Below are 13,590 nucleotides of genomic sequence, written 5' to 3'. Positions count from 1 at the left end.
GGGCGGCGGATGGCGGGCACGGCGCGATCGACTGCGTCGTCGATGTGGCCTGCGGGCGGGCTCGCCGCGAAGGGCTTCGCGGCGGCGCTCTCACTGCCGGGCAAGTCCGTGCGGTGCACTGGCATGCGCGCGGTTGTTTTTTCTTGCATCAAGGAAGTTCGAATGTCTGTATGGACCGTTCAGACCAAAGGAAGGCCGAAACTGGCCGCATTGCGTCCCACGCCCGAACTTGCAGTGTCTCCCGAGCGCGCGTTTCATGCAAAAGGCGTAAATCGACCCTCTCCGACCGGTGGAGTCCGCCAGAGGTGAATGTCGGCTTCCACGGTTCTTCGGGGCATCCAGGCATTCGCGGTTCTCGATGAGTAATCGAACCAGGCTGCAGTTGAAGCTGCGATACGACTGCTTCTGCTGATGAGTCTGGGGCTGATGGATACTGACGATCCAGCTCCTTCAACCGCGACTTTCGACCTGATCGGCCAGCAGATTCAACGCGCGGGACACCTGTCGGCCGAAGTAGTTCGGCCGCTCGCGCGCTCGTAGGCGCGCAACAGTTCGGTGCAGTCGCGTTCCGGCCAGCGCCAGTGCGCTCCCTGTTTCGCAAACGCCGGATGATCATGCAATTCAGCCGGCACTGCGTGCTCATCCGTCCAGCCCCATAGATACTTCCGCTTTACGCCGGAAAACGGCATGCCAAGCGTGGCCGCTACCGCCGCGTCGTGGCGCAAAGTGAAGTCAACGATTTCCATTCGCACGCGTCCATCGGCGTCGGCGTGACGCGCCTCGATCCAGCAGTGATAGCGCGCAAGCTGCGACAGATGCTTCGCGGTGCGGCGCCGCTCGCGCGTCGAGCAGAGCACGTGCAGGTTTCCGTCGCCGAAATCCATCACCTCGCCGCCCGCAACGGGCCGATACCGCACGCCGGTCAACAGCGTCAGGAACTGCGCGCCGACGATGGCATAGTCGGCGCAGCGCATGTACCCGTCCCTGGTCGTGGCCTCCGACACGCTTCGATGAACCACTTCGTCGATCACCGGATGCAACGCCCCGTCCAGCGGCACGCTCAGGATTGGGTTTTGGCCTGCCGCGACTGTGTCTCGCATTGTTGCCTATACGCACGTACCGAAGGGGAGCGTTAATCCGGGCCAAACATGACGCCACACACCATAAACACGCCGCATGCAGCACATTGAAAGTGCGGTTCGCCGTCGAGCCCGCGCCCATACGACCTGAATCGACATAAGTGAATCCCGCCTTTCCATCCCCTTTCACGCACATCAAGTGCTGAAGCGTGTCGAATGCGCGTCAGCGTTGCGGGTCTGCCAGCATCCACATGCTTCATTCATCCGGTTCCTGTGATTCGCCCTTGCCCGACCAAGGAAGCTTTCAACCCGTATGGGACGGCCAGAAATGCGTTTTGACCTGCGGGTTCCATGTAGCGAGCATAGGGAGTCATTCTTATGGCTTCCTTATGTTGCTGTCATGGCAATGCCTCGGGCTGCCGTTTTCGGCGAGGTGAGTCCGCTTCAATTTTCTCGCACCGGCGCACTTGTCTGCTCGCGGCAGCTAAGGGTTAGCTAAGCAAGGTCCGGCAGAATAGGCGCGTGTCCGAATTGCGAGTCCCGCGGCGACCTCGCAATCGGTTTCTGGTCAGGAGTCTAACTTTGCGTACCCTTCACGCCGCCTGCCGCGCGTCACTGCGCGTTCTCGTGCCGACGTGCATGCTCTTCATCACAAGCTGCACCTGGTATCACCGCGAACCGCTGTCCGCTCAAGATACGTCGACGTCGGCACGCTCGCTCGAGCGCATCCGGATCGATCCGTCGACGATGCCGCTACCCGAACTCGCCGCCCATCGATTCGATCCGTCCGACGGGCTCGACATCGTGGAAGTCTCGATGCTCGCGGTCGCCAACAATCCCGACCTGAAGCTGGCTCGCGACGATCTCGGCATCGCCCGCGCACAGGCGTTTGCCGCGGGCCTGCTGCCTGATCCGCAACTGAGCATCTCGAGCGACTACCCCGGTGCTGCCGGCTACATGCGTGCATTCAACTACGGGCTGAGCATGGACGTGATGGCGATCGTCACACGCGGCGCGAACAAGAAGTCCGCCGATGCGAGCGTCGCCAAGACCGATCTCGGGCTGCTGTGGCAGGAATGGCAGGTCGTCGCCCAGGCGAAGCAACTGTTTCTGAAGGCGCGCTTGCAGAACGAGACGCTGCCGCTGCTGCAACAGCAGCGCGACCTGACGCGCACGCGCTACGAACGGATGGCTGAAGCCCGTCGCGACGGCAATTTGACCGAAGACGCACTGACTGCCGCGCTCACCGCATACAGCGACGCACGCAAACAGTACACGGACGCACAGCGCGCGGCGGAACAGACCCATCACGATCTCAACGCGCTGCTCGGTCTCGCCCCGGACGTGCAGCTGGTGCTCAAAGGCGACGACGACGCGGCACCGGTGGACGATGCGACAATCGACGAGGCCGTCGCCGCCTTGCCAAAGCGGCGGCCTGATCTGCTCGCGCTGCAGGCAGGCTATGAAGCGCAGGAGGAGAAATATCGTGCAGCGATCCTGAGCCAGTTCCCGAGCCTGTCGGTCGGGTTCGTCCGCGCACGCGACACGTCGGAGATCTATACGAGCGGCTTCCAGGTCAGCCTGAGCCTGCCGATCTTCAATCGCAACCAGGGCAACGTCGCAATCGAAAAGGCCACACGGCAGCGGCTGCGCGACGAATACCAGAATCGCCTGAATCAAGCCCACGCGGATGTCGCGCACCTGCGCGCCGACACCGCGATCCTCGCACGCGAGCTCGAGCAGACCGAGGCCGCCCTGCCCGGCGTCGATAGCGATGCTCGGGATGCCGCGCAAGCCTGGGCCGATCACGACCTGGCGTTCGGCGCGTACGCTGATGCGCAAAGTGCTGCGCTCACCAAGCGAGTCGAAGTCGCGACGCTCCGCGAATCGCTGGCCGAACAGCGTGTGGCCTTGCAGGCGCTGCTCGGCAGCGCGATTCCGGACGACTTCTCGTCTACCCACGTCAATACCGCTACCCAAACCAATGGCAAATAGCTGTTACCCCATGCGAATCCGTCGCGTGGCCGCGTGCCTCGCTGCCACCGCGCTAGCCGCTTCGGCAGGCTTCAGCCCGTGCGCACGCGCCGGCGACGCGCCCGACTCCGCGGTCGTCACGGTCCAGACAGTGCGCGTCCAGCGAGGCGAAATTGCGCAGCCAGTGCGCGCATATGGCATCGTTGCCGCGTCTGCGCAGAACGTGACGACGGTGAACCTGCCCTACCTCGCGCGGATCGTGCAGATGCGCGTGCAGCCGGGGCAAGCCGTCAAGCGAGGCGCACCGCTCGCCGTGGTTCAGGCCGATCCGTCCGCCGTTCTCGCCGCCGCGCAGGCACGCAGTGCGCTCGCGCTCGCACAGGGCGAGCTCGGCCGTACGCAGTCGCTCTACGACAAGGGTCTCGCGACGCAATCGCAACTCGCTGCCGCGAAGAAAGCGCTGCTCGACGCCGAACAGGCGCTTGGCGCGCAGGAGCAGTTGGGGACTGCCTCGGGCAACAAGATGCTCGTCGCGCCGATGGACGGTGTCGTGCTGCAGGTGTCCGTCGCGCAAGGCGATCAGGTACAGCCCGGCGCCGCGATCCTGCAGCTGGCTGCAGGGGCGAGCGGTAACGATGCGCGCGCAAACGTGGTGCTCGGCATCGAGCCTTCCGATGCGGCTGCCGTGCATGTCGGCGACACCATCACGCTACACGGCCTGTCGACCGCGCTCGCAAAGGCCGTGGCGACGGGTCGCGTGGTGATGGTCGGCGCGTCGGTCGATGCGCAGAGCCAGCTCGTCGACGTCGGCGCCAACGTGCCGCTTGGCCAGACCGCGTTCATCCCCGGCACGCGTGTCAGCGCCGACATTGCGACGCTTACCGGCACGCACTGGGTTGTTCCGCGCTCGGCGGTACTGAAAGACGAAAACGGCGAATACGTATTCCAGGTCACGCCGGATCACAAGGCGCAACGCATCACTGTGTTCACGAGGGTCGAGGACGCCGACCGCTACGGCGTCGACGGCATGCTCAACGCCTCGGAGCCGCTGGTCGTCAGCGGCAACTATGAGCTGCAGGACGGCATGGCAGTGCAGATCGCAGGGAGCGCGGCGCGATGAATTTCGGCCAATGGATGCAGATGCACCGGCGCTCGCTGCTGTTCGTAGTCGCGCTCGGGGCGATCGCCGGCGCGCTGACCGCATTCCGTATGCCGATCTCGCTGTTTCCGAATGTTGCGTTTCCGCGTGCAGTCGTCTCGCTCGACGCCGGCGACCGTCCCGCCGAGCAGATGGCCACGCTCGTCACGATGCCAGTAGAGGAAGCCCTGCGCCGGGTGCCGAACGTGCTTGACGTCCAGTCAAGGACGAGCCGCGGGTCCGCCGAGATTTCGCTCAACTTCAACTGGGGCACCGACATGGCGCAAGCCACGCTGCAGGCACAGTCGGCGATCAGCGAGATCCTCGCCACGCTGCCGCCGGGCACGTCGATGCAGGTGCGGCGGATGGACCCCACCGTGTTTCCAGTGCTCGCTTACAGCCTTACGTCGAAAGAGCAGTCGCTATCGGCGCTGCGCGATCTCGCGCAGTTTCAGATCCGTCCGCTGCTCTCATCGGTGGAAGGCGTGGCGCGCGTTGACGTGATGGGCGGCGCACAGGACGAGTTCGAAGTCGCTGTCGATCCCGCGCGTCTAGCGGCATACAAGCTGTCGCTCGCCGATGTGTCGAAAGCGATCGGCGCGAGCAACGTGCTAATGGCAACCGGCCGTATCGAGGATCACTACAAGCTGTACCTTGTGATCGCGCACTCGACGATCACGCGTCTCGACGAGTTGAAGAACGTCGTCGTGTCCGCGAGCGGCGCGACGCAGATCCGCCTCGATAATGTCGCAGCGGTCCGCCAGGGCGTGGTGCCGCAATGGATGCGCGTGACCGCGGACGGCCAGGACGCGGTGCTGATCAACGTCTACCAGCAGCCGGGTGCCAACAGCGTGGCAATGGCCAAGGCGATCCGGGCTAAGCTGGCGGGCTTCCAGCGCCAAATGCCAGCCGGTGTGCATCTCGCGAACTGGTACGATCAGAGCGAGCTGGTGATCGCGTCGGCAAGCAGCGTGCGCGACGCGATCATGATCGGGGTCGTGCTAGCCGCGATCACGCTGTTCGCGTTCCTGCGTAACTGGAAGATCACCGCGATCGCGGTCGCGCTCGTGCCGATCGTGATGGCGGCAACCATTCTGCTGCTCGACGTGTTCGGGATGGGCTTCAACATCATGACGCTTGGCGGGATGGCGGCCGCGGTTGGCCTCGTGATCGACGATGCGATCGTAATGATCGAGCACATCGTGCGGCGCATGCGCGAAGCCGGCGCGCATGCGTTCCACGGCCGGGTGATGAGCGCGGCGCTCGAGTTCACGCGGCCTCTCGCGGGCTCGTCGGCCGCGACGCTGATCATCTTCGTGCCGCTTGCGTTTCTCTCCGGCGTGACGGGCGCGTTCTTCAAAGCGCTGTCGGTGACGATGGCGAGCGCGCTCTTCATCTCGTTTCTTGTCACATGGCTCGCAGTGCCGATCCTGTGCGACCACTGGCTGAAGGCGAAGGACGCCGACGAGCACACTGAGTCGCGCTTTGCACAATGGATGAACCGGCGCTACGCGTCGCTTATCGTGCACGTGACGACGCGCCCTGCGCTCGTGCTGATCGGACTGGTTCCGCTCATCGTCGTCGCGGCGGTCGCGTTCACGCGCGTCGGCAGCGGCTTCATGCCGACGATGGACGAAGGCGGGTTTGTGCTCGACTACCACACGGAGCCGGGCACGTCGATCACCGAGACCAACCGGTTGATGCAGCAGGTCGAAGCGATCATCCGCGCGAATCCAAACGTGGCCACCTATTCGCGCCGCACGGGTGCCGGTCTTGGCGGCGACCTGAATGAGCCGAACAAGGGCGACTTCTTCGTGCGGCTGCAGTCGGGCAAGCGCGAACCGATCGAGACCGTGATGGAGGAAATCCGCTCGAAGATCGAGGCGCAGGTGCCTGGCGTCAACATCGAACTCGCGCAACTGATGGAGGACCTGATCGGCGATCTGACCGCCGTGCCGCAACCGGTGCAGATCAAGATCTATTCGGACGATCAGGACACGCTCGATACGACCGCGCACCGGGTTGCCGCGCGGATCGGCAAGATCCCCGGCATCGTCGACGTGGACGACGGCATCAATCCGGCCGGCGACGCGCTCGAGCTGCGCATCCGCCCTGAGGCCGCCGCGGCGGAGGGCATGGACCCGCTGTCGATCGCGCAGGCGGTATCGGACATGGTCGACGGCAATGTCGCGACACAGTTCCAGACGGGGCCGAAGACAGTCGGCGTGCGCGTGCGCGTCGCGAATGCGATGAAGCTCACCGATACACAACTCGGGCAGTTGGAGCTCCGCGCGCCCGATGGTCACCTGTTTGCGTTGAGGCGTGTCGCGGACCGCGAGACGGTGACCGGCCAGCCGGAGATCAGCCGCGACAACCTGAAGCGGATGGTGGCGGTGACCGCGCGCATCGATGGCCGCGATCTCGGCTCGACAATCGCCGATGTGCAGAAGGCGCTCGGCGAGACGGGCCTGCTGCCCGCCGGCGTGTATTACGAACTGGGCGGCCTGTATCAGCAACAGCAGATCGCGTTCAGAGGCCTGCTGACGGTATTCGGCGCGGCGGTCGCGCTCGTGTTCGGCCTGCTGCTGTTCCTCTACGAGCGGTTTCGCGTGGCGATTGCGGTGATGGCGATGCCGCTCCTCGCGGCGGGTGCAGTGTTTGTCGGGTTGTGGGTGACCGGTATCGAGCTGAACATCTCTGCGATGATGGGCATGACGATGATCATCGGGATCGTGACCGAGGTCGCGATCTTCTATGTGTCGGAGATGCAGGGGCTCGTGCGCGAAGAGGGTGTCCCGCTCCGTCAGGCGCTGATCGACGCGGGCCGCAACCGCCTGCGCCCGATCGCGATGACGACGATCGCCGCGATCCTTGCGCTGCTGCCGCTCGCGTTCGCGCTGGGACAGGGCTCGGCGATGCAGCAACCGCTCGCGATCGCGATCATCTCCGGGTTGGTTGTCCAGTTGCCACTGGTGCTGCTCGTGCTCCCAGTTCTGCTGCAACTGTTGATGACAAAGGCCAGGTGATCGCGGCAGCGGAGGCTGCCGGGCGGAGTGCATTGAACGAGCCTGGTCAGGCACGCGCGGCGGCTCCGGCCGATGAATCATCGCAGAGCGCGAAATCTGTGGCCGCAATCATGCCTCCGGCAAGGAGAAGTGGGCTCATGCGCGGTATTCGGATGACGAAGCATCTGATGCACATCGCCGCGCCCGCGGGATTGTTCGTGGCGCTGTGGCTCGTATGGCACGAGAACCCACGCGCGGTGCTCGCCGTGTTGCGCGGCGGTGGGGCCGGGCTCTTGCTGGCCGCACTTGTGCATGTGCTCGACATGCTCAGTAACGCCTGCGCATGGCGGACGCTTTTTGTCGACGCGTACAAGCTGCGCCGTGTGGTCATGCTGCAACTGGTCTGGATTCGCGAATCGGTGAACAGCATGCTTCCAGTCGCCCGGGTGGGCGGTGATATCGTCGCGTTCCGGCTCCAGCTGCGGCGTGGCGTCAAGCCGCGAGTGGCCGCCGCGAGCCTGATTGTCGACACCCAACTCACGCTGATCGGACAGATGGTCTTCGCGATGATCGGCATCGCATATCTATTTAGCCGCACGGAGTCCGGCACATTGCGCCTGGCCGGCGAACTTGCGTGGGGCGTCGTCGCGCTAGCGCCGGCCATCGTGCTCTTTGCGCTGGTCCAGCAAGCGAATCCGTTCAGACGGGTGACCAGCGTGCTCAATCGCATGACGAGCGGAAAGTTCGCGAGGTTGCTGAGTCCATCGGCGCACATCGACGAGTCAATCAAACGGATCTGGCGCCATCGCGCAGTCGTGCTCCACTATGTGTTCCTGTGGCAGCCGCTGCATTGCGCCGCGGTGTCGCTGGAGATCTGGCTGGCGCTTTACTTCCTTGGGTCCCGCGTGAGCTTCGTCGAAGCGGTTGTCATCGAGTCGCTGATTCAGGCGCTCAGCAGTGCCGCTTTCTTTGTGCCTGGCGCGCTCGGCGTGCAGGAAAGCGGCTTCCTCGTGATAGGCGGCGCGCTCAGCCTGGATCCCGCGACCTGTCTGGCGCTTGCCGGTGCGAGGCGTATTCGCGATCTGTTCATCTTCATGCCGGGCTTGCTGGCCTGGCAGGCCACTGAATCTCGTTGGCGCCTTAGCCACATCACGACGCGCTGTTCGCATGTGAGGCGCGCGCGCAGGCGCGGCCCCGAGTAGCCGGGTGCGTCCCAGCGCGGCCGAGCTTCAGACGACGCCTGATCGACCCTGTCTACATTCCGTAGGTGCCTCTCAGCACCTCCAGGTCAGGCTCTTTGCAGAATGTCATCATCATGCCGACCTCCTTCGGTATGCAGTTCGTCTTGTCTCGCGGAGGGGGGCGACTTGTATCTTTTCAATATCCCACGCCGCTATCGCATCGTGGCACGCCCCGCACTTAGCACAAGGATGAGCGCCACGCCGGCAAACAGGAGGCCGGGCGTGTACGCATGATCGACCATTGCCGCCCGTGTGAGCACCGCTGTTCCCGCGTTCCAGGTCAGCACGCCTGCAGCCAGAAAGCCGTCATCAACGAATAGCCCGAAAATCGCTTCTTGCCAGATACGGGCGAGTCCATGACGCGGTGGATGAGCCGCGGTTGCGGCCCGCGCGGTTCTGGTAGTGGCCGGTAAGCGTGCCAGATATCGGCGGTACGCAATGGTCAGCATTTGCGACACGAGCAGGTAACCACCGGCAAACCCAAGGATAGCCACGTCCCCCGATGGCCAATCGAGGCCGAGCCCTTCGCCTGTCCAGAACGTACCAAATGCGCAGAGCAGGATGCCCACCGCATATTTCAAGGTATTTTCCGGCACGTTAGCCAATGGTTGGTGTAGCACGACGCCGAGCGCGCAAACGAGCGCGAAGGCGGCGGCTGCCCCGGCTGACGCCGGGCCCATTTGACGACTGCTGGCGCCGAGTGCGATCACGATGAACACAGCTTCCATGCCTTCGAGCATGACGATCTTGAACGACGCCGCCAGGGCGACGGCATCCCATCTGGCGCGGCGCACCCCGGCCTGACGCAGCGCCGACGTCTCCATCTTGAACACCGTGTTCTCGTCGTGCAGCGGTATGACGCCCGTTGCCCGCAGCATGGCCTTGCGCAGCCATCATGCGCCGAACAACATGGCAAGGGTGCCGACCACGAGTCGCACTGCAACGGGCGGCGCCTGCAGCAACGACTGGCCGCGCGCTACGACCAGCACCAACAGTACAAGCACGCCGGCAGCCGCGCCTGTCAGTGCTGAGCGCCAACCTCGTATCGACCCGCCCCCAAGAATCACAGTCAGTGCTTCAACGAACTCGACCAGGGACGCAAGGAATGACGCGACGACGGATGGAACCGTGCGTACCCAGGGGATCATAGAGCCTTCCGGTGACAGGGGAATAGTATCGGCGGGAACAGAACATATATTCGCGTTGGCGCTTCGCGGCACGACTTCCGACGGCGCGGCCGAGGAGACGCTCGACGCCGTGATCGGCTGGGGTCGCTACGGCGAAGTCTTCTCGTACAACGACAAGGCGGAAAACTTCAGCCTGGCTGATGTGGAGCCCTGATCGATCGAGGAAGCGTGCGGCGGCATGGACCACGCCGCCGCGCCGTGCGATGAAGTGCGATTACCTGCAATTACGCCCGGCAGACGCGACCGTGGCCGATGCGGCAAGGGCAGGCCGCCGCGGGCATGGTCATGCGCATCGAATTTTTCCAGCAACGTTTGCCCCTGCTCCGACAGTATGGGCTGGCGGCCCTCCTCCCCAGTCCGTTCAAGCCGGACCAGTCGCCGCGCGAGCAGCGTGCCGAAATCGCCCTGCTCCCGCTCCATGTCGATCTCTGCAGGCGCGTCCTGTACCAGCACCAGCGTTGCACATTCGTGCGGATTCAGCATGTGCTCGCCGCCCAGTTGATCGGCGCAGTGCTCGGTGCATGGCTCGCGCATGCGATGTTCGGTCTGCCCGTCGTCGAATTTTCAGCCAAGGTTCGTGCTGGAACCGGGCAATGCATTGCCGAAGCGGTGGCCACTGCGGGACTGCTGCTCGTCATCCTGCGTGCGCCAGCCGGACGCGCATCGATCATGGTGGCCGCATACATCGGCGCCGCTTACTGGTTCACGGCATCGACCTCGTTCGCAAACCCGGCGGCAGCGTTCGGCCGCATGTTCAGTAACAGCTTCGCCGGCATCGCGCCATCGAGCATCCCCGGCTTCGTCATTGCCGAACTCGCTGGCGCGGCGATCGGTCTCGTGCTGCATACGGCGATACCGGCGAGCGCCAGGGCCGCCGGCATCTGCGGCTATCCAAAACCAGGTACTGCCTGGCATCAGTTCAACGCATGTTTCCCGTATGGCCGAGCGAATAACGGCCGGGCTGCGGCCAGACCGTCAACCCGTGCGGCTCCATACCGACCGGAATCGATTTGACGGTACCGGTCGTTGTGTCGATGGCATAAACGACGTCGTCGAAACGGCCGGACAGCCACAGCGTCTTGCCGTCCGCGCTCACGTTGCCCATGTCTGGGCTGCCGCCACCCGGAATCGGCCATGTAGTGAGCACGTTGCGCGTGGAAAAGTCGATCACCGATACACTGCCCTTGCCATGTCGCGGGCCGTGGACGAGATTCGAACCGCGATTGGCGACATACAGCTTCGCGCCATCGCGGCTCGGATACAGCCCGTGCGTGCCGACGCCGGTCTTGATGAAACCGACCTTCGTCAAGCTGTCGCCGTCGACTATGTACACCCCGTTGGCCATCATGTCGGCGACATAAAACACCTTGCCATCCGGCGAAACGCGAATGTCCTGCGGCATGCCTTTCTTCGCGAGCTCGAGGTAGCCCGCCACCTTACGGTTCACGAGGTCAATCTTGGCGAGCTTGCCACCGAACTCACAGGTGAAGAGCGCGTACTTGCCGTCGATGGAAAAGTCCGCATGGTTAATACCCCTGCACTCCGGCACCTCGAGGCTCGACTTCAGCGACATCGTGTGCGGATCGCGGAAGTCCAGCCGCGCATGCGCTTCGGCTACCACGATCGCTTCCTTGCCGTCAGGCGTGAAATACATGTTGTAGGGGTCATCAACCATCACTTCCTTGCCGGGCTTGCCCGTTATCGGATCGATCGGCGTGAGGCTGCCGTCGGTACGGCCTTCGGCATTGTTGGCGACCCACAGCGTCTGCAGATCCCATGACGGCACGACGTGCTGCGGACTGCGGCCAACGGGGAATCTGTCGACGACCTTGTACGTGGCCGGGTCGATCACGTAGACGTCGTTTGAGCGCAGGTTGGGCACGTAGACTCGCGACAGCGCGCCTGCCACAGCAGGGCTCATATGACCGGATCCCGCCTCGCTGTACAGATTGTCCGGGTTCACCACGGGTGGCATACCGGGCACGGTGGTCGCGGACGTTGCAGCCACGGCATGGCTGGCGCCGTAGCCGGCCAGCGCAACGGCAACCGCCGCTGTGAAGCGCGAGAGTCCTGAATAGCGGAAGTGATGCCGAATATGCAGTTGCATGACAGGTTCCGTTTTCGACTGGATGAGCGGGATGCGCGGTGCGATCTAGCTGATGGCATCAGCGACCGGCAGATTCCTTCCTGATGGCTTCGATCGTGCGAGACACAATTGCATCGGTGCCCAGCTGTCCGAGCTCGGCGCTGGAGTGGCGCGGGTCGCCTCCATAGACGCCGTCGGCTGCGCCAAGTATCGGGGCGCTCTTCAGTTTGTCGATCCTCACCATCTGCGGCTCGACTGCAAGCAGTAACGACGTGTCTGCGAGTCCCGCGTGCGTGCCAATTTCGCTGTCGGGCACGCCGTGCTGGCGCAGGATCTGCGCGTAGCCGTCGGAGCTGGTGCCGTAATACTCGGGCGGCACGAACGCGCGTGCGCCGGAACCGGCCCATGTCTTGTTGAGCTGCGCCGCCGCGCGCCGGAGGTCGTTCTGATAGCTGCCGTGATCGCCCAGAAAGACGATATTCGTGAACCCGTGAACCTTGAAGCTGTTTGCGGCGGACTCCAGGGTCTTTTCAAATACGTCATCCGGCACGGTGATTGTGCCCGGAAAGCGCATGTGCGAGGTGGGTGGCGCGTAGCCGCCCTCAGGCACATAGGCGATGACCGGTGCGACGATGGCGTTGCCAAGACCTTCCGCGATACGTTGGGCCAGAACCTTGACCCGCGCGTTGTGCTTGCCCAACGCCACGTACGGCCCGCTTTGCTCGGTCCCGCCAATTGGAATGAGGATGGTGGTTTTGCCCGCATGAATCTCGTCGCGCAGCTCAGTCCACGTAAGGTCTTCGAGTTGTACCGTCTTGGGGACCTGCGCCATGGCGACCTGGGCGGCAACAAGCGCGACGGCGACGACAAACGTTCGCAGCATGGGGAGGTGCATCCTGGATCCTCAAATTCGGTTCGTTACGGATAAGCATGCGGTTTCCGGGAATGCTGCGGCCAGAAGCCGTTGCCACTATCAACGCCTCAATACGTTCGCCGTTGACCGGGGTTTCCCGCACCCAATCGGGCGACTGGGTGCCATTCAAAACGATGGGCGCTCGCGAGGAGCGGCGCAAAGCGCCCCGATGGGCGGGCAAATTCCCCCACCTGTGGGCACCTCAAACTCCCCCACCTAGAGACACGCGGAGCATGATGCTGGCGCGGTCTGGCAGGACGTTACCTTGCACCCCTCGAATGAAGAAGAAGAGGGGTTGTTGGAGTGAATGTCTTGAAGCCGCATCTGCAAACAACCATCGCCACGCTCGTCGCCGCGGGCAAACGTCAGCGGGAAATTGCCCGGATTACGGGCGTTGACCGCAAGACGATCCGTAAGTACCAGGAGCAATTCGCGGCGGCGCAGGCAAATTCCCCCACGGTGCCCACCGGCTCCGGGCTGCAAATTCCTCCACCCTGCCCACCGGCAAAGAGCAACCAGATATCGGCCTGCGAGTCACACCGGGAGTTCATAGAGGCCCAGTTGCGGCTGCGGCGCAACGCCATGGCCATCTACCAGGATCTGGTGGACCGGTTTGGCTTTGCTGCCGGATACGACAGCGTCAAGCGGTTCGTGCGGACATTGCGCCAGCATGAACCGGCCCAGTTTGACCGGCTGGATTTCCAGCCTGGCGAAGAAGCCCAGGTTGATTATGGCGAGGGGGCTCTGACCAGGGTGCCGGGCACAAACCGTTACCGCAAGCCGCGGTTGTTCGTCATGACGCTTCGGTACTCGCGACGCAGCTTCCGCCGCGTTGTGTGGAAGTCCAGCAAACAGGTCTGGGCCGAGCTGCACGAGCAGGCCTGGCGCCAGCTGGGTGGTGTAACGCAATACGTCGTCCTCGACAATCTGAAGGAAGGCGTGATCAAACCGGACCTGTACGAGCCGG

Annotated in this window: 9 protein-coding genes and 3 pseudogenes; 6 read left to right on the top strand and 6 right to left on the bottom strand. The window is 63.7% G+C overall.

All coding sequences use genetic code 11. The features are described from left to right. Window positions 1–450: 450 nt before the first annotated feature. A pseudogene (locus BMI01S_RS33975) lies at window positions 451–1,100 on the bottom strand (hypothetical protein). A gap of 618 nt (window positions 1,101–1,718) precedes the next feature. Between BMI01S_RS33975 and BMI01S_RS33970 the strand changes: the two are divergent. The 4 genes from BMI01S_RS33970 to BMI01S_RS33955 all read left to right on the top strand — a co-directional run bounded on the left by BMI01S_RS33970 (window position 1,719) and on the right by BMI01S_RS33955 (window position 8,398). After that, window positions 1,719–3,074 (top strand): TolC family protein, encoded by a 1,356-nt coding sequence (locus tag BMI01S_RS33970; protein WP_042292281.1) that lies wholly within the window; start codon window positions 1,719–1,721, stop codon window positions 3,072–3,074. Window positions 3,075–3,084: 10 nt separating this feature from the next. Beyond that, a complete protein-coding gene (locus tag BMI01S_RS33965; RefSeq protein WP_244145412.1) occupies window positions 3,085–4,173 on the top strand; it encodes an efflux RND transporter periplasmic adaptor subunit in 1,089 nt (362 codons plus the stop codon). Further along, complete coding sequence (locus BMI01S_RS33960; protein WP_028232735.1) at window positions 4,170–7,217, top strand: efflux RND transporter permease subunit; 3,048 nt, start codon at window positions 4,170–4,172, stop codon at window positions 7,215–7,217. Before BMI01S_RS33965 ends, BMI01S_RS33960 begins: the two co-directional genes overlap by 4 nt. 152 nt (window positions 7,218–7,369) lie before the next feature. Beyond that, the gene (locus BMI01S_RS33955) at window positions 7,370–8,398 is read left to right on the top strand and encodes a lysylphosphatidylglycerol synthase domain-containing protein (RefSeq protein WP_063619633.1); all 1,029 of its coding nucleotides are present in this window, start codon (window positions 7,370–7,372) and stop codon (window positions 8,396–8,398) included. Between the two features lie 191 nt (window positions 8,399–8,589). On the opposite strand, the gene BMI01S_RS33950 is transcribed toward BMI01S_RS33955, so the two are convergent. The 3 genes from BMI01S_RS33950 to BMI01S_RS43460 all read right to left on the bottom strand — a co-directional run bounded on the left by BMI01S_RS33950 (window position 8,590) and on the right by BMI01S_RS43460 (window position 10,107). Next, complete coding sequence (locus BMI01S_RS33950) at window positions 8,590–9,315, bottom strand: hypothetical protein (RefSeq protein WP_063619632.1); 726 nt, start codon at window positions 9,313–9,315, stop codon at window positions 8,590–8,592. A gap of 15 nt (window positions 9,316–9,330) precedes the next feature. Next, a complete protein-coding gene (locus BMI01S_RS42670; protein WP_063619631.1) occupies window positions 9,331–9,585 on the bottom strand; it encodes a hypothetical protein in 255 nt (84 codons plus the stop codon). A gap of 126 nt (window positions 9,586–9,711) precedes the next feature. After that, entirely contained in the window at window positions 9,712–10,107 is a 396-nt protein-coding gene (locus tag BMI01S_RS43460) for a hypothetical protein (protein ID WP_244145414.1), read from the bottom strand. 3 nt (window positions 10,108–10,110) lie between these two features. Here BMI01S_RS43460 and BMI01S_RS39870 point away from each other — a divergent pair. Further along, window positions 10,111–10,494: pseudogene (locus tag BMI01S_RS39870) on the top strand (aquaporin family protein); the annotation flags it as partial. A 49-nt stretch (window positions 10,495–10,543) separates the two neighbouring features. On the opposite strand, the gene BMI01S_RS33935 reads toward BMI01S_RS39870, so the two are convergent. Together BMI01S_RS33935 and BMI01S_RS33930 are read right to left on the bottom strand one after the other, a co-directional pair. Continuing rightward, window positions 10,544–11,731 carry a YncE family protein gene (locus tag BMI01S_RS33935; protein ID WP_036046929.1) on the bottom strand — a complete coding sequence of 396 codons (1,188 nt, stop codon included), beginning with the start codon at window positions 11,729–11,731 and terminating at the stop codon, window positions 10,544–10,546. Window positions 11,732–11,789: 58 nt separating this feature from the next. Further along, a complete protein-coding gene (locus tag BMI01S_RS33930) occupies window positions 11,790–12,593 on the bottom strand; it encodes a creatininase family protein (RefSeq protein WP_244145413.1) in 804 nt (267 codons plus the stop codon). A gap of 333 nt (window positions 12,594–12,926) precedes the next feature. Here BMI01S_RS33930 and BMI01S_RS33925 point away from each other — a divergent pair. Further along, window positions 12,927–13,590, top strand: a pseudogene (locus BMI01S_RS33925) (IS21 family transposase); the annotation flags it as partial.

Source organism: Paraburkholderia mimosarum LMG 23256 = NBRC 106338 (assembly GCF_000739815.1).
Lineage (GTDB): Bacteria > Pseudomonadota > Gammaproteobacteria > Burkholderiales > Burkholderiaceae > Paraburkholderia > Paraburkholderia mimosarum.
Note: the sequence above shows the minus strand (reverse complement) of the source record. Positions and strands in the feature narration are given on the sequence as shown.

Bases quoted from the DNA above. Each gene is read 5' to 3' on its own strand.
- BMI01S_RS33970 (WP_042292281.1), top strand. From the start codon at position 1,719: ATGCTCTTCATCACAAGCTGCACCTGGTATCACCGCGAACCGCTGTCC.
- BMI01S_RS33965 (WP_244145412.1), top strand. From the start codon at position 3,085: ATGCGAATCCGTCGCGTGGCCGCGTGCCTCGCTGCCACCGCGCTAGCC.
- BMI01S_RS33960 (WP_028232735.1), top strand. From the start codon at position 4,170: ATGAATTTCGGCCAATGGATGCAGATGCACCGGCGCTCGCTGCTGTTC.
- BMI01S_RS33955 (WP_063619633.1), top strand. From the start codon at position 7,370: ATGACGAAGCATCTGATGCACATCGCCGCGCCCGCGGGATTGTTCGTG.
- BMI01S_RS33950 (WP_063619632.1), bottom strand. From the start codon at position 9,315: ATGCTGCGGGCAACGGGCGTCATACCGCTGCACGACGAGAACACGGTG.
- BMI01S_RS42670 (WP_063619631.1), bottom strand. From the start codon at position 9,585: ATGATCCCCTGGGTACGCACGGTTCCATCCGTCGTCGCGTCATTCCTT.
- BMI01S_RS43460 (WP_244145414.1), bottom strand. From the start codon at position 10,107: ATGCTGAATCCGCACGAATGTGCAACGCTGGTGCTGGTACAGGACGCG.
- BMI01S_RS33935 (WP_036046929.1), bottom strand. From the start codon at position 11,731: ATGCAACTGCATATTCGGCATCACTTCCGCTATTCAGGACTCTCGCGC.
- BMI01S_RS33930 (WP_244145413.1), bottom strand. From the start codon at position 12,593: ATGCTGCGAACGTTTGTCGTCGCCGTCGCGCTTGTTGCCGCCCAGGTC.